This is a genomic window from Leisingera sp. XS_AS12, from assembly GCF_041224635.1.
Lineage (GTDB): Bacteria > Pseudomonadota > Alphaproteobacteria > Rhodobacterales > Rhodobacteraceae > Leisingera.
Window position 1 is genome coordinate 1 of the sequence record NZ_JBGFGM010000107.1, and the last position, 20,240, is coordinate 20,240.

The 20,240-nt window shown below is 66.4% G+C and carries 19 protein-coding genes; 7 read left to right on the forward strand and 12 right to left on the reverse strand.

Annotated elements, in window-relative coordinates:
• Nucleotides 1–4: 4 nt before the first annotated feature.
• From AB9K35_RS14050 to AB9K35_RS14060, 3 genes are all read left to right on the forward strand, one after another.
• Nucleotides 5–112: a transposase domain-containing protein gene (locus tag AB9K35_RS14050; RefSeq protein ID WP_369923920.1), complete on the forward strand. Its 108-nt coding sequence runs from the start codon at nt 5–7 to the stop codon at nt 110–112.
• A gap of 774 nt (nt 113–886) precedes the next feature.
• Complete coding sequence (locus AB9K35_RS14055; RefSeq protein WP_369926998.1) at nt 887–1,648, forward strand: hypothetical protein; 762 nt, start codon at nt 887–889, stop codon at nt 1,646–1,648.
• A 39-nt stretch (nt 1,649–1,687) separates the two neighbouring features.
• Complete coding sequence (locus AB9K35_RS14060; protein ID WP_369927000.1) at nt 1,688–2,374, forward strand: hypothetical protein; 687 nt, start codon at nt 1,688–1,690, stop codon at nt 2,372–2,374.
• 58 nt (nt 2,375–2,432) lie between these two features.
• On the opposite strand, the gene AB9K35_RS14065 is transcribed toward AB9K35_RS14060, so the two are convergent.
• From AB9K35_RS14065 to proS, 5 genes are all read right to left on the reverse strand, one after another.
• Entirely contained in the window at nt 2,433–2,780 is a 348-nt protein-coding gene (locus AB9K35_RS14065; RefSeq protein WP_369927002.1) for a zinc ribbon domain-containing protein YjdM, read from the reverse strand.
• A gap of 96 nt (nt 2,781–2,876) precedes the next feature.
• Nucleotides 2,877–3,191, reverse strand: a complete 315-nt coding sequence (locus tag AB9K35_RS14070; protein ID WP_369927004.1) for a polymer-forming cytoskeletal protein — start codon at nt 3,189–3,191, stop codon at nt 2,877–2,879.
• Nucleotides 3,192–3,306: 115 nt separating this feature from the next.
• Nucleotides 3,307–3,990, reverse strand: a complete 684-nt coding sequence (locus AB9K35_RS14075; RefSeq protein ID WP_369927006.1) for an ABC transporter ATP-binding protein — start codon at nt 3,988–3,990, stop codon at nt 3,307–3,309.
• A complete protein-coding gene (locus AB9K35_RS14080; RefSeq protein ID WP_369927008.1) occupies nt 3,983–5,269 on the reverse strand; it encodes a lipoprotein-releasing ABC transporter permease subunit in 1,287 nt (428 codons plus the stop codon). The genes AB9K35_RS14075 and AB9K35_RS14080 overlap by 8 nt, the downstream gene beginning before the upstream one ends.
• A gap of 242 nt (nt 5,270–5,511) precedes the next feature.
• Nucleotides 5,512–6,867, reverse strand: coding sequence for a proline--tRNA ligase (gene proS / locus AB9K35_RS14085; protein ID WP_369927010.1), 1,356 nt, complete (start codon nt 6,865–6,867; stop codon nt 5,512–5,514).
• Between the two features lie 227 nt (nt 6,868–7,094).
• Between proS and AB9K35_RS14090 the strand changes: the two genes are divergently transcribed.
• The 4 genes from AB9K35_RS14090 (at nt 7,095) to AB9K35_RS14105 (ending at nt 11,994) form a co-directional block, all read left to right on the forward strand.
• A complete protein-coding gene (locus AB9K35_RS14090) occupies nt 7,095–8,324 on the forward strand; it encodes a hypothetical protein (RefSeq protein ID WP_369927012.1) in 1,230 nt (409 codons plus the stop codon).
• Nucleotides 8,325–8,524: 200 nt separating this feature from the next.
• Nucleotides 8,525–9,598: an AI-2E family transporter gene (locus AB9K35_RS14095; protein ID WP_369927014.1), complete on the forward strand. Its 1,074-nt coding sequence runs from the start codon at nt 8,525–8,527 to the stop codon at nt 9,596–9,598.
• Nucleotides 9,599–9,602: 4 nt separating this feature from the next.
• Nucleotides 9,603–10,298, forward strand: coding sequence for a DnaA ATPase domain-containing protein (locus tag AB9K35_RS14100; RefSeq protein ID WP_222453938.1), 696 nt, complete (start codon nt 9,603–9,605; stop codon nt 10,296–10,298).
• 64 nt (nt 10,299–10,362) lie between these two features.
• On the forward strand, nt 10,363–11,994 hold the full coding sequence (locus AB9K35_RS14105) for a Ppx/GppA family phosphatase (protein ID WP_369927017.1): 1,632 nt from the start codon (nt 10,363–10,365) through the stop codon (nt 11,992–11,994).
• Nucleotides 11,995–12,185: 191 nt separating this feature from the next.
• On the opposite strand, the gene AB9K35_RS14110 is transcribed toward AB9K35_RS14105, so the two are convergent.
• From AB9K35_RS14110 to AB9K35_RS14140, 7 genes are all read right to left on the reverse strand, one after another.
• A complete protein-coding gene (locus AB9K35_RS14110) occupies nt 12,186–12,584 on the reverse strand; it encodes a hypothetical protein (protein WP_369927308.1) in 399 nt (132 codons plus the stop codon).
• Between the two features lie 79 nt (nt 12,585–12,663).
• The gene (locus AB9K35_RS14115; protein ID WP_369927019.1) at nt 12,664–13,659 is read right to left on the reverse strand and encodes an endonuclease/exonuclease/phosphatase family protein; all 996 of its coding nucleotides are present in this window, start codon (nt 13,657–13,659) and stop codon (nt 12,664–12,666) included.
• Nucleotides 13,640–14,338 carry a molecular chaperone DjiA gene (locus AB9K35_RS14120; RefSeq protein ID WP_222453942.1) on the reverse strand — a complete coding sequence of 233 codons (699 nt, stop codon included), beginning with the start codon at nt 14,336–14,338 and terminating at the stop codon, nt 13,640–13,642. The genes AB9K35_RS14115 and AB9K35_RS14120 overlap by 20 nt, the downstream gene beginning before the upstream one ends.
• Before the next feature lie 9 nt (nt 14,339–14,347).
• Nucleotides 14,348–14,869, reverse strand: a complete 522-nt coding sequence (locus AB9K35_RS14125; protein ID WP_369927021.1) for an N-acetyltransferase family protein — start codon at nt 14,867–14,869, stop codon at nt 14,348–14,350.
• Nucleotides 14,866–15,474 (reverse strand): VOC family protein, encoded by a 609-nt coding sequence (locus AB9K35_RS14130; RefSeq protein WP_369927023.1) that lies wholly within the window; start codon nt 15,472–15,474, stop codon nt 14,866–14,868. Before AB9K35_RS14130 ends, AB9K35_RS14125 begins: the two co-directional genes overlap by 4 nt.
• Nucleotides 15,475–15,557: 83 nt before the next feature.
• Nucleotides 15,558–18,218, reverse strand: coding sequence for a methyl-accepting chemotaxis protein (locus AB9K35_RS14135; protein WP_369927025.1), 2,661 nt, complete (start codon nt 18,216–18,218; stop codon nt 15,558–15,560).
• A 237-nt stretch (nt 18,219–18,455) separates the two neighbouring features.
• On the reverse strand, nt 18,456–20,117 hold the full coding sequence (locus AB9K35_RS14140; protein WP_369927027.1) for a transcriptional regulator: 1,662 nt from the start codon (nt 20,115–20,117) through the stop codon (nt 18,456–18,458).
• Between the last annotated feature and the right edge of the window lie 123 nt (nt 20,118–20,240).

Here is a 20,240-nt window from a genome sequence, read left to right on the forward strand (position 1 = left end):
CGGCGTGGAGCCCTTCGCCTACCTCAAGGCGACCCTCGAAGCGATCGCCTCCGGTCACCCGGCCAGCAAGATCGACGAGCTGCTGCCCTGGAACTTCACCACGTCAAGCTGATCCCGCGTGGGGCGCAGACAGCGCTTACGCCGCTTCGCGGACCAGTGTGAACTCTTGGGGGGAGTGAGGACCGTCTCGGAAACGCTCCGGGGGAGCGTTTCAGGCCTGAACGGGCGGTGCCCAAGGCGCGGGCCGTGCCGCTGCGCGCCACCCCCCAGGGGGCAAACCGCCAACACCTTCACCTTTTCAAAAATACTCCCGCCGGAGGCTTCCCACCTCCCGGTCTGCGCCTGCCTGTGCGGGACGCGACTGCGCCAGTTCATTTTGTCGAAGGCCAACCTCTGGTATGACCCGCAGGCAGGCGCGGCCCCCGGCCGTTGCGCCAAATCCCAAACCAGCGCACGCCCCGCTCGCGCGCCCTTAACCCCGGCATGCCATACTCCAACCCGTCGCGACACAAGGTGCGGACTGACACCCCGCACCCACAGGAGATACGGGGACCCCAAAGACCACCTCTTAATCGGGTGCAGGGGTTCTCCGCAAAACGGAAGCTTTCGAGCGGACAACGGGGTCTGACACGCCCCCGCCCGGCCCTCCGCCTCAGGCCCCTCCGGGGCCCCTGGCGGCGCCGCCACCTTTCCACGGGCCAGCACGACACGGCCCTGCAATCATAACGGCCACCGCCCCGAACGCGGCCCAGGCACAACCCCGGACAAGGTCTTCCCCCTGCCCGGCCACCCCCGCGCATCCGGTGACAGCTTCGTGAGGGCTGTTGCCTGCCCCCGCGTTCCCTTCCTAAGCTCAGGTCAGCCGATCATTGCGGGGACACAAGCCATGGCCTTCATCGCGGACAACCAACTGCCCCTGCTTCTGCTGTTCTTTCTCGCGGGCCTCATCGGGACCGCCTTCCTGTTTCGCAAGCCCGCAGGCCACCGCGCCTGGCGGCTGGCGGATCTCGTCTGGGTGGTGCTCGGCGGCTTCGGCGCGCTGGCGGCGGTGATCTCCGGCATCTACGCCGCCGACAGCTCGCGGCTGGAGCGCCAGATCGACATCGCCTATGCCGCCACCGCCGCCTTTGACCGCGACGCCGCCCGCTTCCGCCTGCGCTTTTGCGACCCCGCCTATGATGCCGACATCGCGGTCCTGTGCGACAAGGTCGAATTCCTCTCCGCCTCCACCGCGGGCAATGCCGAGCTGCCGCTGTTCATCGCGGTCACGGATGAGGTCGCGCCTCTGCGCGGGCTCAGCCTGCTGTTCGGCGGCCGCGCTGCCGCGCAGCAGATGCAGGACATGACAGCCACGGCCAGCGCCTTCGATCCGCAGGCGTTTCTGGTCTTTACCGCCCTTGACGCGCCCGCGCAGGCGGCGGTCGACACCCTGCGCCGCAAGGTGCCCGCCATCGTCGGCGATTTCCTGATCCTGGCGCGCGCCTATGATGATCTGATCGCCCATGTGGCCAAGCTCAAGGACGAATGGGACTACCTCCAGGCCAATGCCCATATCCTCGCGCTGCAAGTGATCGCGCTCTGCCTGGTCAGCTTTGCGGCCCCGTTCCGCCTTGGCAAATCCATTGTCGAGCTGCGCCGCCACGGCTAGTCTCGAAGCTGCCGCCACCGCTTCCGGAGCCCAACGCCCGTGATCCGCCTCCTGCTTCTGATCCTCGCGCTACTGCCTGCCGCCTGTGGCCGACCGCTGACAGAGGCCGAGCGCAGCTATCTCTCGGGGTTGCACGGCAGCACCCTGGACCTCGACCGGGTCCGCCTGGTGCGCGGCGCGCCGGTGGCGGCGGTCACCTTCCGCCGCAGCCCGCGCCCCCGGCTCAGTTGCCGCGAACGCATCCTGCCGCCGGTCAAGGACGAGATCGTGACCTCCTCGCCTGCGGCGGTGGCGCTGTTCAACCGGGTCTTCTTTGCCCGCATCTGGTACGCCGACGACTACCTGCCGGAATACCCCGAGCGCCTGCACCTGGTCGAAACCATGCTGCTTGCGCATGAGGCCACCCATGTCTGGCAATGGCAGAACCGCCGCCGCACCGGCTATCACCCGCTGCGCGCCGCCGCCGAGCACGGCAGCCGACGCGATCCCTATCTGTTCGAAATGACAGGGGAAACGCCGGATTTCCTCAGCTACGGCTATGAACAGCAGGGCGCCATCGTCGAAGAATACGTCTGCTGCCGCGCCCTCGCGCCACAGGCGCCGCGCACCCACCGCCTGCACGCGATGCTGGCGCGCCACATGCCGGTCCGTCCGCTGCCGCAAAGCCGCGAAAGCGACGTCTACCTGCCCTGGAAGGATGTCGAACTGCGCGGGATCTGCGACTGACGCCCGCGTCACCGAACCGGCGCACGCAGGCGCGGGCCCGGCCGCACCGGCAGGCGGCCTAGCCGGTCACCTTCTTCACGAATTGTGATTTCAGCCCGATCGCGCCGACACCGGCGATCCTGCAATCGATGTCGTGATCGCCCTCTACCAGGCGAATGCCGCGCACCTTGGTGCCAACCTTCAGGGTGGAGGACGCGCCCTTGAGCTTCAGATCCTTGATCAGCGTCACCGTGTCCCCGTCCTGCAGCAGGTTGCCGACACTGTCGCGCACCTCGGCCGCGGTTTCGCCAGCGCCCGCCTCGGAGGCCGCCCACTCATGCCCGCACTCCGGGCAGATCAGCAGGGCGTCCTGCTGGTAGCTGTAGGCAGAGGCACAGGCGGGGCACGGAGGCAGAAGATCACTCATGCCTTGGCCCTAGACCGTTCGCAGGGTGATTGCCAGCCTCAACTGGCAGGTCCGACGCAGGTCTACGACACGCCCGCGCCGGTGCCCATATCCGGCTCAGCCCTTGCCGGTGATGCGGATATTGCCCTGCAGCTGGGCGCCACTTTCGGTGGCCATGGCCTTGGCCTCGACATCCGCCGTCACTTGCGCGCTGGCAGACAGCCGCAGATCATCGCAGGCGATCCGACCGCTGTAACGACCCTCGACCGCAACCTGCTGGGCGCTGAGCGCGCCATCGACCCGACCGCCGGCATGGACCGTCACAGACTGCGCCGACACGTCACCAACGACGCGCCCCCGGACCTCGACACTGCCCTTGCTGGAGCTGAGGTTCCCCTCCACGGTCACGTCTTCTTCGATAATGGATTTCACCACGGGTACACCTTTTCTTCATTGTCCGGCAGACTTGTCCTGCCAAATCTATCTTGGAAGTCGCAATTTGACCACCAGCCTTCCCGGCGGTGCGCAGCGGAATGCCAGTCTGCCGTCAAAGCGGCACCAGCACCCCGTTCTCCAGCTTCACCTGCCGGTCCATGCGGGCGGCCAGTTCCAGGTTGTGGGTCGCGATCAGGGCCGACAGGCCGGTGCCCCGCACCAGTGTCATCAGCGCGGCAAAAACCTGGTCCGAGGTCGCCGGATCGAGATTGCCCGTCGGCTCATCGGCCAGCAGGATGCGCGGGCTGTTGGCCAGGGCACGACAGAAGGCGACCCGCTGCTGCTCGCCGCCCGACAGCGCTGCCGGGCGGTGGTCTGCGCGCGCCGCAAGACCCACGGTGTCAAGCAGCTCCGCCGCCCGCGCCGCCGCCGCCTTTTGCGAGGTGCCGTTGGCAAGCTGCGGCAGCACGATGTTTTCAAGGGCGGTGAACTCCGGCAGCAGGTGGTGGAACTGGTAGACGAACCCCACCTCCTGCCGCCGCACCCGGGTGCGGCGGCGGTCGCCCTTGCCGCTGACGTCCTCGCCCGCAACGCGCACCTCGCCCTCGTCCGGCGTGTCCAGCAGCCCGGCGATGTGCAAAAGCGTGGACTTGCCCGCGCCCGAGGGTGCCACCAGCGCCACCACCTCCCCGGCGTGCAGCGCCAGATCGGCACCGCGCAGCACCTGGACCTCGCCCGGTTCGCCACGCAGATAGGACTTGCTGATGCCCTTCAGCTCCAACGTGATCTCACTCATAGCGCAGCGCCTCCACCGGGTTCAGCCGCGCCGCGCGGCGGGCCGGGAAAATGGTCACGAAAAACGACAGGCCCAGCGACAGGCCAACCGCGGACATGACGTCGGTCAGCCGCAGCTCGGCCGGCAGCGCATAGATGCCGCGGATCGAAGGATCCCAGACACCGCCGCCCATCACGTAGTTCACGAAGGAAAAGATCGGGTCGATATAGATGGCAAAGAGGCACCCCAGCACCACGCCACAGACGGTGCCGATGACACCGGTGAACGCGCCGCAGATGAAGAACACCCGCATCACCGACCCTTCGCTGAGACCGATGGTGCGCAGGATGCCAATGTCGCGGCCCTTGTTCTTGACCAGCATGATCAGCCCGGAGACGATGTTCATAGCCGCGATCAGCACCAGGATCGACAGGATCACGAACATCACGTTGTCCTCGACCTCCAGCGCCCGCAGGAACCCGCCCGAGGCATCACGCCAGGTCCACACCCCGGCATTGCCACCCGCCGCCTGAAGGATGGCATTGGTCACCCCGTCGAGGTTCTCGGGGTCCTCCACCATCACCTCGATCTCATCGGCCACACCCTCGCGGTTGAAGAAGGCCTGCGCCTCGGCAAACGGCAGGTAGACGCGGGTGCGGTCGATGTCCCAGCGCCCGGCGGTGAAGATATAGACCACCTCATAGGCGTTCACCCGCGGGCTGGTGCCAAAGGCGGTCTTGATCCCGTTCGGCGAGATCAGCTTGATCTTGTCGCCGACGCTCACCCCCAGCTCCCGCGCGATGCCCGAGCCGATGGCGATGCCATCCTCGAAACGCGACAGGTCGCCCTGGGCCTCGTCGCTCTGGGCGACGCCGGGAATGCCGCGAATGTCCTCGGCCGAGATGCCAAAGACCTCGACCCCGGCGTTGCGCTGGCGCAGATTGGCCATCACCTGGCCCTTGACCAGCGGCGCCGCCCGCACCACGCCGGGGACCGCGGCCACCCGGTCGGCCAGCGCCTCGTAATCCTTCAGCGACCGGTCCAGCGCCCCGGCGGCGTTCACCTCGCCGTAGGAATAGACGGTGACATGGGCGTTGGCGCCCAGGATGGTGCCCACGAACTCCGACCGGAAACCCGAGCGCACCGCCAGCGTCGCAATCAGCGCGAACACCGCCAGCGTGATGCCGATGAGGCTGATCCAGGTCATCACGCTGACGCCGCCTTCGGCCTTGCGGGCGCGCAGGTAGCGCCAGGCGATGATCCATTCAAAACGTGAAAACGGCGGAGGTGTGGTGGCCATGTGTGGTCCTGCCCGGAAATTTTGCCTGCAAACTGTGCTGCCTAACGCCCCGGGTCAAGGTTTGGTTGCACGGCGCACGAACAATCCGCGCTCACCGGCAGGAACCGGCCGCCTGCATGTGCCCGCGCCTTTTTCACGGCGACGGCCTGCCCGGCGACTTGCCCGCGCCCCCGGATGGAGGCAGCGAAAAAGGGCGCGAAACCGCGCCCTTCTTTGAAAGGTATCACGAGTGCCGACGCAGCTCAGAAGCCGCGGCCGGTGCGGTGCTTTTCGTAGACCGCCGCAACCTTGCGCACGGCTTCTTCCGGGCTCAGCTCCTCGCTCTCGCCGGTGCGGCGCGAGGTCAGCTCGACCACGCCGTTCTTCAGCCCGCGCGGGCCAACGGTGATGCGCCAGGGCAGACCGATCAGGTCCATGGTGGCGAACTTGCCGCCCGCGCGTTCCTTGCGGTCATCATAAAGCGGATCCAGACCCGCCGCGGTCAGCGCCGCATAGATCTGGTTGCAGGCCGCATCGGCCTCGTCGTCGCCCTGCTTGAGGTTGACGATGCCGCAGTGGAACGGGGTCACGCCCTCGGGCCAGATGATGCCCTTGTCGTCGTGGCTGGCCTCGATGATCGCGCCCAGCAGACGGCTGACGCCAATCCCGTGCGAGCCCATGTGAACCGGCACGTTCTTGCCATCTGGCCCCTGCACGGTGGCGCCCATGCTTTCGGAATACTTGGTGCCGAAGTAGAAGATCTGCCCCACCTCGATGCCGCGCGCCACCCGGCGACGCTCCTCGGGGATCTGGTTGAACAGGGCTTCGTCGTGGGTCTCGTCGGTGCGGGCGTATTTCGAGGTGAACTCCTCCAGCACGCTCTGGCACTGTTCGACGTTGTCATAGTCGATGTCGCGATCACCAAAGGTGAGGTCGGTCACCGCGCTGTCATAGAAGACTTCCGACTCGCCGGTGTCGGCCAGCACCAGGAATTCATGGGTGTAATCACCGCCAATCGGGCCACCATCGGCGCGCATCGGGATCGCCTGCAGGCCCATCCGCTCGTAGGTGCGCAGGTAGCTGACCAGGTGGCGGTTGTAGGCGTGCAGCGCGTCTTCCTTGGTCAGGTCGAAGTTGTAGCCGTCCTTCATGTAGAACTCGCGGCCCCGCATCACGCCAAAACGCGGGCGGATCTCGTCGCGGAATTTCCACTGCACCTGGTACATGGTCAGCGGCAGATCCTTGTAGCTGCTGACATGGGCGCGGAAGATGTCGGTGATCATCTCCTCGTTGGTCGGGCCGAACAGCATGTCGCGCTCGTGGCGGTCGCGGATGCGCAGCATCTCCTGGCCGTAGTCGTCATAACGGCCCGACTCGCGCCACAGGTCGGCCGGCTGCATGGTCGACATCAGCATCGGGATGTGGCCCGCGCGGATCTGCTCGTCATGGACGATGCTTTCGATCTTTTTCAGCACCTTGAAGCCCAGGGGCAGCCAGGAGTAGATCCCGGCGGAGGATTGCTTGATCATCCCGGCGCGCAACATCAGCCGGTGGCTGACGATCTGGGCTTCCGAGGGGTTTTCCTTCAGAACAGGCAGGAAGTAGCGGGACAGGCGCATGGCGGTCTCATTCTAGCAAACGGGTTCACGAATTCAGGTTCCCATGCGGTCTAAGCCATCGCTGCGCCACAGGCAATCAGGCGCGTGCGGGAAAGCTGCCGGACCAACTCCGCTAAAAATTGTTAAAAAGACACGCTATGGATGCTAAGGTCACGATGCAGGGCCGCGCATTATCGCCTATCGGCCTTTCAGTTGTTTAACCAGTTCTAGCGAAATAGGGGAAAATCATGGCGACTTTCAGATGGTTCAACGGCAACCAAGGCAACTTCGGCTACCAGGACTTCGGCGACTACGACATCACAAGGATCACATCGAACGCCATCATCGCCGAATACAACGGCAGCGATGGTCCTCAGGACGACGCCCGGCAGCCGGCCCGAATCAAGGTCGTGATCAAGGATGCGGTGGCTCTCAACCCGGGCTCCAGCCTCAGCGACCGGCGCTTCAGCGAGGGGACGATTACCAAGATCATCTGGTTCAACAGCAGCGGCGACAAGGTGCTGGAGGCATCCGGGCTGAACGTCAGCCTGCCGGTGGTGTCCGCCATGACAGCTACGGACAGGGCGTACCTGCTGGATGATCTTATCTGGTCCGGCGGCCACCGCTTTGTCGGTTCCGATGACAGCATGGGGCCGGACTGGGACGGCGACGACATTAGGACCGGATCCGGCGACGACACGGTCAAAGGCAATGACGGCGGTGATTTTATCAGCGATCAGGGCGGCACCGATACCTACAACGGCGGTGCCGGGCGCGACACGCTCAACTACAGCGACAGCTTCTACAATATTTTTTTAGCCAAGCAAGGCATCCAAGCAGATCTGAAGGCGGGCACTATTGTCGGCACCGATGGTCTGACCGACCAGGTCAGCAACATCGAGAACGTTCGCGGCTCCTTCATGGACGACGTGATGAAGGGCAACGGCGCCGATAACCGTTTCACCGGCCTGCAGGGCAATGATTTCTTCCATGGCCGGGGCGGATTTGACACCATCCGCTACGACCGCGACGACCGCCAGGGCGGGTTCGAGGGCGTCATGGTGAACCTCGGCAAGGGCACCGCCATCGACGGGTTCGGCAACCGGGACACCTTCAAGAGCATCGAGGGCGTGCGCGGTTCCAACTACGATGACGTGCTGAAGGATTCCGGCATCGACAACTGGCTGTCGGGGCGTGACGGCGACGACGTGATCTGCGTCAACAACGGCAATGACACCCTCGAGGGCGGCAGCGGCGCCGATGTGTTCCAGTTCAAGAGCAAGAGCTTTGGCGACAACACCATCCGCGACTTCGAGGACGGCGTCGACATGATCGAGATCCTGCATGCCAAGCGGTTTTCCCAGCTCACCATCGAAGACACCGGCGATGGCGCGGCCCTGGTCAGCTACCGCGGCAGCAGCATCACCGTCGACAACGTCTCGGCGAGTGACCTGACGGCGGACGATTTCATCTTCTGACCCGGCAATGACCACCCGCAAGGCGGCAGCACCACTCGCCTTGCGGGGCAAGATTTCCTTGACTTGCCCCCGGCCTTTTGCGGCTTATCCCCGCCTTGCCCACAGGCGATTGCCCCCAGCCCCTTGCATGGGCTGGGCGCATCAGGGAAGACTGGCGACCAAGATCCTGAACAATGCGGACGCGAACGGGCAGACGGACCATGGCGCTACCAGCGAAGAAACAGTTCAAATTCTGGGGCCTTGCCGCAGTTGTCTTTGCCGTGGTGATGTGGGCGCTCGGGAACGTGTTGCTGCCCTTCATCCTGGGCGCGGCGATTGCCTATATGATCGACCCGATTGCCGATCGCCTCGAGGCCTGGGGCATGAGCCGGACCGGGGCCACCGCCACCATTACCATCGCCGCCCTGCTGGTGTTCCTGCTGCTGCTGCTGGTGGTGGTGCCGACACTGATCTACCAGCTGATCGACCTGATCAACGTATTGCCGCAACTGGTGCGTGACGCCCGCGCCTTCGCGGTGGAGCACGTACCGTCCCTGTTCGAACAGGACACCCGCATCCACAAGGCCGTCAGCACCCTGGGCGAAACCCTGCAATCGCGCGCGATGGAGCTGCTGCAGACCGCGCTGGGATCGGCGGTTTCGCTGCTCAACATCGTGGTTCTCCTGGTGATCGTTCCGGTCGTGGCGGTCTACCTGCTGCTGGACTGGGACCGGATGATCGCCCGCATCGACGAGCTGCTGCCGCGCGACCACCAGCCGGTGATCCGCCACATCGCGTCGGAAATTGACAAGGTGATGCACTCCTTCATCCACGGAATGGGCACGGTCTGCCTGATCCTGGGCAGCTACTACGCGGTGGCCCTGATGCTGGTGGGGCTGAACTTCGGCCTTGCGGTGGGCTTCATCGCCGGGCTGGTGACCTTCATCCCCTACCTGGGCGCGCTGATCGGCGGCGCCCTGGCCATCGGCCTGGCGCTGTTCCAGTTCTGGGGCGACTGGGTCTCGATCGGGCTGGTGGCCGGGATCTTCGTGATCGGCCAGATCGTCGAGGGCAACTTCCTCACCCCCAAGCTGGTCGGGGATTCCGTCGGGCTGCACCCGGTGTGGCTGCTTCTGGCGCTGTCGGTCTTCGGCGCGCTGTTCGGATTCGTCGGCATGCTGGTCGCCGTGCCGGTGGCCGCCGCCCTGGGGGTTATCGCGCGTTTCCTGACCGAGCAGTATCTCAACAGTCGCCTCTACCAGGGACAGGGGCACCGCGACGCGGGGGCCGAGTGATCCGATGGCGCAACAGCTGAGTTTCGATCTACCGTCCAAACCGGCCCTGGGGCGCGATGATTTCTTTGTGGCCCCCTCCAACGCGATGGCCGTGGCGCTGCTGGATCCGCAGTTCACCTGGCCCAGCGGCAAGCTGGTGCTGACCGGCCCCGCCGGCGCCGGCAAGACCCACCTGGCGCATGTCTGGGCCAGCCAGACCGGGGCCCGCATCCTGCCCGCAACGGCGCTGACCGAGGCACAGCTCACGGAGCTGTCGCAAGGCCCCGTGGTGGTCGAGGACGTGCCCGACATCCGTGCCGACCGCGAGCGCCAGAACCTGCTGTTCCACCTGCACAACTTGGTGCTGGCGCAGGGGCACGCGCTGGTGATGACCGGGCAGATGGCCCCGAATCTCTGGGGGCTCAGCCTGCCGGACCTGCAAAGCCGGGTACAGGCGGCAACCCATGCCGAGCTGCAACCGCCGGACGACCAGCTGCTGGCGGTGGTGCTGGCCAAGCTCTTTACCGACCGCCAGATCACCCCCAAGCCCGACGTGATCCCCTACCTGGTGGCGCATATGCACCGCTCCTTTGCCGCCGCGGCGCAGATCGTCGGGCGCCTCGATCACCTGTCACTGGCGGAAAAACGCAGCCTGACCCGGCCGCTGGCCGTGCGGGCGCTGTCGGAAATCCGGCAGGAAAGCACGGAAAACGCCGCCTAGGCAGGCGGTTGACCCCGCCCTTGCCTTGGCCCATCCTGACCGCGGACTGCAAGACGAAGGCCCGATGCCCATGACTGATGCCCCCGCCGCCGCCAACACCGACTGGGGCCCTTTCGGCCGACCGCTCTTTGACGATCCCGGCGCGCGGGCGCTGTCCCGGGTCGGCGTGGTCGACGTCGGGTCCAACTCGGTGCGCCTCGTGGTGTTTGACGGCGCCGCCCGCAGCCCGGCCTATTTCTACAACGAGAAGATCATGTGCGCGCTCGGCGCCGGCCTGTCGGAATCGGGTCGGCTGAACCCCGAGGGGCGCAAACGCGCGCTCTCGGCGCTGCGCCGTTTCCAGCATCTCGCGCGGGGCATGGGCCTGCCGCCCTTGTCGGCGGTGGCCACCGCGGCGGTGCGCGACGCCTCCGACGGGCCGGAGTTCTGCGAGGAGGTGCTGCGCGAGACCGGCCTCAAGATCCACGTCATCGACGGGCGCGAGGAAGCCCGGCTGTCGGCGCAGGGCGTGCTCCTGGGCTGGCCCGGGGCCTATGGGCTGGTCTGCGACATCGGCGGCTCCTCGATGGAGCTGGCGGAGATCCACCACAACACCGTCGGACGCCGGGTGACCTCGCCGCTTGGGCCGCTGAAACTGCGCGACATCAAGGGCGGCCGCCGGGGCCGCAAGGCCTATATCGCCGAGGTGATCGACCAGCTGAAGGAAGAGATGGGCGCGCAGCGCGACCGCCTGTTCCTGGTGGGCGGCAGCTGGCGGGCGATTGCGCGCATCGACATGCACCGCCGCGGTTACCCGCTGAAAGTGCTGCATGAATACCGCATGTCTCCCCGCGACATGCGCGAGACCGCCCGCTTCATCGAAAACAGCGACCTCGGCAAATTGCGCAACGCCTGCGGCATTTCCTCGACCCGGATGGCGCTGGTTCCCTATGCGATCGACGTGCTGACGCGCCTGGTCAAGACCTTCAAGCCCAAGGACATCGCGGTGTCCAGCTACGGCATCCGCGAGGGGCTGCTGTATGAGCAGATGCCACAGCGCCTGCGCGAGCGTGATCCGCTGATCGAGGCGTCGCGCTTTGCCGAGATGAAGGACGCCCGCATCCCCGGCTTTGGCAAGACGCTTTATGACTTCGTCAGCCCCCTCTTCAACGGCGCCCCGCACAGCAAGCGCCGACTCGTCAAGGCCGCCTGCCTGCTGCATGACGTCAGCTGGCGGGCGCATCCCGACTACCGCGCCGAGGTCTGTTTCGACAACGCCACGCGCGCCAATCTGGGCGGGCTGAAACATTCCGAACGCGTGTTCCTGGGGCTGGCGCTGCTGCACCGCTACAGCAACAAGCGCCAGGGCAGCGCCTTTGACCATCTGTACGGGCTGCTCGACGAGAAGGGCCAGCACGAGGCCGAGGTGCTGGGCCGCGCGATGCGGTTCGGCGCGATGCTGATGGTGTCTGACAAGGGCGACATCGGCAAGCTGCGCTGGCAGCCGCGCAAACGCGTGCTGCATGCCGCCCTGCCCGATGCCGCCCGGCCACTGTATGGCGAGGTGGCCGAGAACCGCCTGAAAGCCCTGGCCAAGGCGCTGGACGCCGAAGTGGTGCTGAGCTTCACCAAGCCGCAAAGCCCCAAGGAAGAGGCCGTCCAAACCGCCGAGGTCCCGGCGGATACGACCACGGCACCGGCCACACCGCGCGGGTAATCGCGCGGCGGCTGGACCTGAGAGGCCCGCGCGTATCGTTCGAGCCGGAGACATCACCTCGGAGAAATTTGCCCCGTGTCGGCAGGCCCGTGCGGTTTGGCCCGTGTGATCGGGCCCCTGCGCCTTGGCCAGTACGCTTTGGCCAGTGCTTTCAGGCCCGTATCAGCAGTGCAGCGCCGTCGGGGCGGGTGTCAGATGTCGATTGCCTCGCCGTCCGGCACGGTGTCCAGAGGGGCGTCTTCGGGGGGCTCCGTGTCCGGCTTGCGGCGGATGATGATATCGCCATTGGGCAGGATCTCGGGCATCTCGTAAACGCTCCAATCCTCGACCTCGCGGGCGATATCCGCCAGCGCCGGACCCATCTGCGACAGGAACGCGCCCATCGAAGGCCCGATGTCCTGCATGAAGCCCTGCAGATCCTGCAGCGCCGGTGCCATCTCCTGTTGCAGCCCGCGCAAGAACAGCTCGGCCCCGCGTTCCATCAGGCTGGACCCGGTGCCGTCGGGCGGCGTGCGCTCGGCGTCCTCCTGCGCAAGCAGGGGCGTGGACAGAAGGCCGATCAGGGCCACGGGCAGGATGATCTGTTTCATGCGGTCAATATAGGTCACGCGCCGGGGCGAAAACAGGGGGAAGCGCAGAGAAACAGTGCCATTCACACCGGCAGGCTGGTCAGTCCAGCTGCAGGTCCAGCGTGACCGGAAAATGATCCGAGGCATCCAGCAGCGCCCTGTGCAGCGTCGCGTCACCGCGGCACTCGGCATCCTCGAAAGGGTGCCAGATCCGCCAGTGTGGCTGGTATTGCATCAGGCTGTGCGAGATCATCACGTAGTCCAGCAAGGCACAGAAATAGCGTTTCGTTTCAGGGTTATAGAACCGTGACGTGCTGGGCAGCGGGTCGCGCTGCGCGCCGCTCAGCGCCAGCCCGTGCGGGTCATTCAGCAAATCCCCCATCACGATCTCGACCGAGGATCGGCCGAACAGCTTTTCGTATTCGTCCAGGCCCGGACCATCGTTGAGATCGCCCATCACCACCACGTGATCGCCGGCAGCGACATGGGCGGCCACCCGGCGGTGCAGCCAGATGGCCTGGGCCAGCTGTTTGCGCCGATTGGCGATCGACCGGGCGGTGGCGGCGGCCGGGGTGCGCGCTCCATGCGGCGCCTTGGACTTCAGATGCGCGCCGATCATCCGCAACGCGGTGCCGCCCCGGGTGGTCACCGCCAGCTCCAGCGGCGGCTTGGAAAAACGCACCGCATCCGCCTGCGCATCCACGTCCAGATCCATCGGCAGAACCCCGTCAAAGCGCGGCGCATCCGGTGCGGCCTGCGGATCATGCACCGCCGAGAGCACCGCGGGATCATACAGCACGGAAATCTCCTGCCGCGTGTCATTGGCAAAACCGCTGACCGCCTCGCAGGTGCGCAGGCCCGCCTCGGCCGCGAAATGTTCCAGCGCCCGGGCGCTGCGCTGGGTCTTGCCGGTGTTGGGTGCCTCGACGATCATCACCGCATCGGCGTCGATGCGGCGCAGCACATGGGCGATCGCCCGCCCCTGGGTATAGCGATCCGTGCCGTGGTGTCCCGAGGGCGCCGCGTCCAGCAGCAGGCGGTCCTGGCTGTCAAACAGGTAAGCGAACCATTCGATGTTATAGGTTGCCAGCCGCATTGCCGCAGCACCCGTTGATCTGGTCCCAGGCGCGGTTGATGTCGATCATCCGCTTTTCCGCCAGCCGCACCGCCTCTTCGGGGACGCCGCGCGCCATCATCGCGTCGGGGTGCGTGTCGCGCACCAGCCGCCGCCAATGCTTGCGGATCTCGTCCTTGTCCATGTCGGGACTGACGCCAAGAACGGTATAGGGATCCTTCGGGGCGTCCGGCACGAAGCGCGCCCGCAGCGCCTGGAACTGCTGCGGCGTCTGCCCGAAGATGCGGCTCACCTCCTCGAGAAACTCGTTCTCGCCGGGGTGGTAGAACCCATCGGCCATGGCAATGTGGAACAGCCCCTCCATCAGGTCGTTGAGGGTCGAGGGGTCATCCGCGAACATCCGCTGGATGCGGGCCGCATATTCCCGATAGCCGGCCACATCGGTGCGCGCGATGTTGAACACGCGGGCCGCCCCGGCCTCATCCTCGCGGGCGATCTGGAACACCTCACGGAAGGCTGTGACCTCGTCGCGGGTGACCTGGCCATCGGCCTTGGCCATCTTGGCCCCGAGCGCGATCACCGCGATGGCAAAACCCACGGTGCGTTCGGGCGGGGCACGCAGCCGGTCGAACACCTGCGTCAGGCTTTCACCATTGGCAAGCGCTGCCAGCGCGTCAGATATGCGAGACCAAAGCGACATGGCTCCAGCCTAGCGGGGATTGGCGGCGCTGTCAGGGGCAGGAATGCCCGGCGTCAGGATTTTCTGCATGAAAACAGTATCAAGCCACTGCCCCCACTTGCAGCCCAACTGCGGCATGCGCGCCGTTTCCACATAGCCCAGCGCGGCGTGAAAGGCGATGGCGGCCGGGTTCGCGCTGCTGACGCTGGCCACCAGAACGTGGATGTCCGCCTGGCGCGCCGCCGCCTCCAGCGCCTGCATCAGCAAGCGCCCGGCCCCCTGGCCCTGGGCCTCGGGCAACAGATGGATGGTGTGTTCGGCGGTAAACCGATAGCCGGGACCGGCGCGAAACGGGAAGTAATAGGCATGGCCCAGCACCCGGCCCGCCTGCTCGGCGACAAAGTAACCACCGGGCCGCGCCGCGATCTGCGCCCGGACCTGCTCGGGCGTTTTCTCCTCGGTGTTGAACGTGGCCAGCGTGTCGCGGATCACCCAGTTGGCTATGGCACAGCAGGGCTCGGCGTCCGCGGCGGTGGCAGGGCGGATCTTCATGCCAGCAGCCTCGGCCCGTGCGGCGTGTCGAACTCGGCCTGCAGGGCGGGATGGCCCGGCTCAACCACCACGCGCGGATCTTCCAACACCCGCGCAAGTGCGGCACGCAGGGCGCTGGCCTCCGGGTGGCTGACCGTCAGCCGCCGCAGCCGACACCCCGATTGCGGCAGGCTGGCAGCCGCCGGCGGCGACTGCCATTGCAGAACCGACGGAAAGACGTTGTCAAAGGGCTGAATCCCATCCACGGGCACCGTCATCAGCCAGCGCAGGTCGCCGCGCTGCATCTGCACCGGAGACTGCGCATGCTTCGGCAGCAGCGCCTGCTCCTGCGCCAGATCCTCGGCCCGCAGGATCCAATGCGCCAGCCGCGCCGGGCCGCTGAAATTGTCGAGGTCGAACCAGCGGGGCCGTTGCTGCGGCTGCTGTGCGGGATCAATGGCGATCGCTTCCAGATAGAGGCCGTCCTCAAGCCCGATCAGGCGGTTGTGCGTGCCGAAGCGGGCGTGGCTGCCGCCTGGCTCGAGCCGGACCCCCAAAGCCTCTTCCACATGGGCGGTGGCCTCCGCCAGGGTGGCGCCCGCCACGGCCAGGTGATCCAGTCTCATCATGCGCTCCCTCTGCCGCCGACAGGGCAGAGACTAGCCAAGCCGCGGCCGGGCGCAAGCCGCGATTGCGCCCCTGCGCCGCGTCAGGCCGACCGCGCCCAGGGCTCGTCAACCTCCTCGTAGACCTCCGCCTGCGACGGCGGCGCTGCCGGGTCATCATGGGTGCGGAACGCGCCGATCGCCTCGGCCATTGCCTGCGCCTCGCGCGACAGCCCCTGACTGGAGGCGGTGACCTCTTCAAACAGGCCCGCGTTGCGGGTGGTGGCATCATCCAGGCTGGCCATCGCCGCATTGATTTCCTGCAGGCTGCCGGATTGTTCGCTGGCCGCCTGGGAGATGGTTTTCATCAGGTCCGCGGCGCTGGTCACCGAGGTGGAGATCTCGTCGATCGCCGCACGGGTCTGATCGACCAGGCCCGCCCCGAGGTCGACGTTCTCGCTCGCCTCGGCCACCAGGGTGGCGATTTCGGTCGCCGCTTCCTTTGAGCGATGCGCCAGGGTGCGGACCTCGGAAGCGACGACGGCAAACCCCTTGCCAACCGACCCGGCGCGCGCGGCCTCGACCCCGGCGTTCAGCGCCAGAAGGTTGGTCTGCTGTGCGATCGAGTCCATCAGCCCGATGATCTGCGAAATCTTCTGCGAGCTTTCCTTGATCGCCTCCATCGCGCCATAGGCCTGTTCCACCACCTCGATGCTGTTGTCAGCGTTGCGCCGCGCCGTCTCGACCGAGGCAGAGGCCTCTCCCGAGGCCTTGGCGGTGCCGCTGATCGACACCGACAGCTGGTTCACCGCGGCGGCGGTGCCCGCCAGCGTCTGCGCCGTGCGCTCCGAGCGGCCCGAAAGGTCATGTGAGGCCGCGGAGATCTCGGTGCTGCTGCCCGCGATCGACAGGCCATTGGCGCTGAGACTGCGGATCGAGGCTTCCAGCTTGTCCACCGCGGCGTTGAAATCATCGCGCAGCTTGGCATAGCCCTCGCCCATCTCCTCCTCGATCCGCACGGTCAGATCACCTTGCGACAACCGCTCAAGACCCGCGCCGATGGCGCCCACGGCGGCGGTCTGTTCGGCCAGCCGGGCGTTGCGCTCGGCCTCGGCCGTGGCCTCCACCTCGGCCTTTTCGACCAGCCCGTCACGGAACACCCGCAAGGCGGTGGCGATGCGGCGGATCTCGTCGCTGGCCCGCTCGTAGCCGGTGACCGGGCGCAGATCGCCCGCCGCCAGCCGCTCGGTGGTGGCGCTGATGTTGGCCAGCGGACGCAGGATCAGCACCCGGGTCAGCACAAGCGCCGCCACAAAGACCGCTGCCGCCACGCCCATCAGCATCTGCATCTGCCGTTGCGCCGCGTGAACTTCGCCAGACAACCCCTTGGCAATAGACGAAATTTCCAACTGACTGTCGGCGCCCAGCTTGCCTGCGCTATCGGCAAAGCGCAGCACGGCGGCAACCGTCGCCTGCGCCGCCTCGGCGGCCTCGTCCGAGGCACGCAGCGCCGCGGCCTTGAACAGCGGCAGACCGTTGGCCGGATCGGCCATGGCGATCATCGCTTCCAGCTCGGTGCGGAACACGCCCTGTTCGAACGCGTAGAACCCTTCCAGCGCCTGCGCCGCCGCCTGCAACGACCCCGTCGCAATCTCCACCGCATCCAGATCCGAGGCGGCCGCCATGTCCAACGCGGCGACCTGGAAGGCGTTGATCCAGCGGGTCAGCTCCAGCAGCTGCAACAACACGCCGACCTGGTTATCCAGCAGCCGCTGGATGGTGTCACGGTTGCCGGCGCTGGCCCCGGCGGCCGCTTCCGAAAGGCTGAGGGTCATCGTTTCGATCGCAGCCGTGAGCGGGCCAAGGCTGGCACTGCGCGCCGCCAGCACCGGCCCGCGGCTTTCCTTCAACTCCTTGCGGCTGGCCGAGAGCGTCGACTGGAACAGGGCGACCGCGGCGCTGATCTCGCGACGCGACCCGGCGTCCACGCCGAAGTCCTCCAGCCGCGCCAGAACCGGCTTCAGCCGGGAACCGGCGGTCTTGGCCATCTTCTTTAATTCGCGCTTGGTGGCGACGTCGCGCACATGCCCCAGCGCCAGCGCCGCGCCGGAGAGAATGCTGATGTCCGCCCGCGCTTCCAGCAGCGTTTGCAGGTCGCCAAACTGCTGCTCGACCAGCGTTTTCAGCGCCGCATCCACCTGGGTGATCGTGGCTTCGCCGCCCTCGACCAGGCCGCTGCGGGCCGCACCGGCCACATCTGCCAGCCGCATCTGCACGGTCTCTCCCATCATCTGCAGGCTGGAAGTGCGAATGTCGATCATCACCTGATTGCGGAAGGCCCCGCTGCGGGCCGCGATCAGGCTGTTGAGCCGCTCGGCGGCCGTTGCCGCCTCGGCCTGGAACTGCGCCTGGTGGTCGCCGCCCAACCCTGCCGCGCTGGCGTTCAGATGGGCGATTGCGGCGGCGGCCTCCTCCTCGGCGGCGGAGAGTTCGGTCGCGTCGCTGGCCTGCAACACCGCGATCATCACGTCCTTGGTGCGGGCCGCCGCGTCGGTCAGCTGGCGGCTCAGCTCCAGCTCCGGCACTTTTTCATCGGTCAGCACCCGCATCTGGCTGCCCACCTGCGCGAACACCAGCGACACCAGCAATCCAACTGCTGCGGCCGCGGCCCCCATCGCCATGAGGATCAGCGTGATCTTGGCGCCAATGCTGGAAAAAGGCCGAAAATATCGTTTTGCGGATCCGTTTTTTTTGCGTGCGGTCATGATCTCTTCCGTGGCAGCCGCCAGATCCCCCGGGCCGCCGATGGCCTATGGGAAGATGCCGCCCCGCAGGACCGCGCTCTGGCGAATACAGGCCGACCACGAGCCGGCCGCCTGTTCCATGCCCCGAATGGACCGCAAGAGCGTAAACAAACCGTAAGATCGTCCGGGTGCGCGGGCAAACAAACGCTTCGCTTTTTAACGAGCCCGGCGTTTGCCTGCCTGTGCAACCCCTTGGGGTCAGTCCGGCACCCCCGCCGCGCGGAGGGCGCTGACCCATTCCTGGCCCGCCGGGCTCATCGCGGCGGGATTGTCACGCTGGAACTGCGAAAGATTGAATCGCGGTGCCGCCTGCAACAAACGGTCCACGGTACTGCGCGCCTCGGCGTCACGGCCCGACATCTGCAGCGCAATCGCCTTGGAGCGCAGCGGCACCGGGAAGGCCTGTTTCGACCGCAGCGAGCGGTCCGCCAGCTCGATCGCGCGCCCGAAGTCGCGCGCGGTCAGGTTGGCCAGCGCCGAGATCGCATCGAAATAATAGCTTTGCGGCCCCAGCGGCGACAGTCGGCGGGCCGCATCGGTCAGCGCCACCGCCTCGTCCGGCACGTCCTGATAGGCCAGCGTCGCGCCTTTCAGCAGCAGGGCCAGCGCCTCGTTCGGGTTGTCCCGCAAGGCCAGGTCATAGGCATCCTGCGCAAGGTCAAAGCGGAACAGCAGATGGCTGGAAATCAGCCCCTTCAGCGTATGCGCCAGCGAGAACCCCGGCGCGACTGCGATGGCGGCCTCGGCCATGCGGGTGGCCAGGCGGCAATCCTGCTCACGGTTCGGCGACAGCCCCTTCTCCACCCGCATTGCGTGCCAGAAGCCCATCCAGGTCAGCGGCAAGGCGTGATCGGGTTCCCGTTCCAGCAGGTGCATCAGGAGATCATGGGCCTGCTGGAATTTTTCCGCCTCCATTTCCTGCATCTGGGCGATGGCGGCCATCAGCAGCGTGTGATTTTCAAGGTCGCGCAGCGGCTGGAAGCCGACCAGCCGCACCGCCTCTCCGGCCGCGGTCTGGCCAATCTGCTGGGTCGCGTTGCGCAGCGCGGTGCTGCGCCCCTCCAGCAGGTTGCGCTGGCTGCCTTCAAAGCTGCGCGACCAGACGACTTTCTCGCGCGGGGCATCATGCAGGTCGATCTGGGCCCGGAAACGGCTGCCGTCGGTGGTTATGCTGCCGGTCACCAGGTAGCCCGCCTGCGCCAGCCCAGCTACCTCGGCCGGGCGCACCCGCTGCGGATCCAGCTGCCGCGACGCAAGATACGAGGTCACCGAAAACGCCCAGCTGCGCGACAGGTGGCGCGACAGCTCCTCGGCGATCAGGTCGCCAAGCACGCCGTTGTCCTCGGTCGGGTGGCGTTGGGCAAACGGCAGGACGGTCACCGTCGGCAGCAGCCCGTCCAGCACCACGCGGCCGCGGTGCGGTGCGCCGGTCGCGGCGGCCTGCGGCGCGATGCGCGCCAGTTCCTGCCGCGTCTCGCTGAGCCAGCTGCGGAACACCTCCTCGTGCGGCAGCTCAAAGCCTTCCATGAAGGTCGGCCCGCCGCTGACGCCGCTGTCCAACTCGATCCGGGTGAGGTCGAGGATCACCCGCTCGCGATTGGCGAACAACAGCTTGGCCGCCTCCGGCCCCAGGTGGCGGCGCAGGGTTGACAGCGCCGTGCGCAGGCTGGCCTTGGCCTGCTCCGGCTGCGCGAGACACCAGAGCGTCTTTTCCAGGAAGGCGCGGGTGCGAATGCCACCCTCTGCCGTTGACAGCAGGGCCAGCAGAGCCTGGTGCTTGGCGCCCAGTGGAATGCTGCGGCCGTCCGCATGAAAAACGCCAAAGGCGCCAAACCGGCAAATTCTCAGGAGAACGGTCATTGCAACACCCCGCAAACGAGAAGAAGAATACAGTTAAACCACGATCATCTTGCCGCTTGCCGCAGGTTTTTGCAATCTTTAGTTGCATAAACTAAAATTAACGAACAACTTTAAAGAGATACA

What these genes read in the sequence shown, in the direction of transcription:
- AB9K35_RS14095 (WP_369927014.1), top strand. Translation starts at nt 8,525, where the DNA reads ATGGCGCTACCAGCGAAGAAACAGTTCAAATTCTGGGGCCTTGCCGCA.
- AB9K35_RS14110 (WP_369927308.1), bottom strand. Translation starts at nt 12,584, where the DNA reads ATGAAACAGATCATCCTGCCCGTGGCCCTGATCGGCCTTCTGTCCACG.
- AB9K35_RS14100 (WP_222453938.1), top strand. Translation starts at nt 9,603, where the DNA reads ATGGCGCAACAGCTGAGTTTCGATCTACCGTCCAAACCGGCCCTGGGG.
- AB9K35_RS14140 (WP_369927027.1), bottom strand. Translation starts at nt 20,117, where the DNA reads ATGACCGTTCTCCTGAGAATTTGCCGGTTTGGCGCCTTTGGCGTTTTT.
- AB9K35_RS14115 (WP_369927019.1), bottom strand. Translation starts at nt 13,659, where the DNA reads ATGCGGCTGGCAACCTATAACATCGAATGGTTCGCTTACCTGTTTGAC.
- AB9K35_RS14055 (WP_369926998.1), top strand. Translation starts at nt 887, where the DNA reads ATGGCCTTCATCGCGGACAACCAACTGCCCCTGCTTCTGCTGTTCTTT.
- AB9K35_RS14125 (WP_369927021.1), bottom strand. Translation starts at nt 14,869, where the DNA reads ATGAAGATCCGCCCTGCCACCGCCGCGGACGCCGAGCCCTGCTGTGCC.
- AB9K35_RS14135 (WP_369927025.1), bottom strand. Translation starts at nt 18,218, where the DNA reads ATGACCGCACGCAAAAAAAACGGATCCGCAAAACGATATTTTCGGCCT.
- AB9K35_RS14090 (WP_369927012.1), top strand. Translation starts at nt 7,095, where the DNA reads ATGGCGACTTTCAGATGGTTCAACGGCAACCAAGGCAACTTCGGCTAC.
- proS (WP_369927010.1), bottom strand. Translation starts at nt 6,867, where the DNA reads ATGCGCCTGTCCCGCTACTTCCTGCCTGTTCTGAAGGAAAACCCCTCG.
- AB9K35_RS14120 (WP_222453942.1), bottom strand. Translation starts at nt 14,338, where the DNA reads ATGTCGCTTTGGTCTCGCATATCTGACGCGCTGGCAGCGCTTGCCAAT.
- AB9K35_RS14130 (WP_369927023.1), bottom strand. Translation starts at nt 15,474, where the DNA reads ATGAGACTGGATCACCTGGCCGTGGCGGGCGCCACCCTGGCGGAGGCC.
- AB9K35_RS14080 (WP_369927008.1), bottom strand. Translation starts at nt 5,269, where the DNA reads ATGGCCACCACACCTCCGCCGTTTTCACGTTTTGAATGGATCATCGCC.
- AB9K35_RS14065 (WP_369927002.1), bottom strand. Translation starts at nt 2,780, where the DNA reads ATGAGTGATCTTCTGCCTCCGTGCCCCGCCTGTGCCTCTGCCTACAGC.
- AB9K35_RS14075 (WP_369927006.1), bottom strand. Translation starts at nt 3,990, where the DNA reads ATGAGTGAGATCACGTTGGAGCTGAAGGGCATCAGCAAGTCCTATCTG.
- AB9K35_RS14105 (WP_369927017.1), top strand. Translation starts at nt 10,363, where the DNA reads ATGCCCATGACTGATGCCCCCGCCGCCGCCAACACCGACTGGGGCCCT.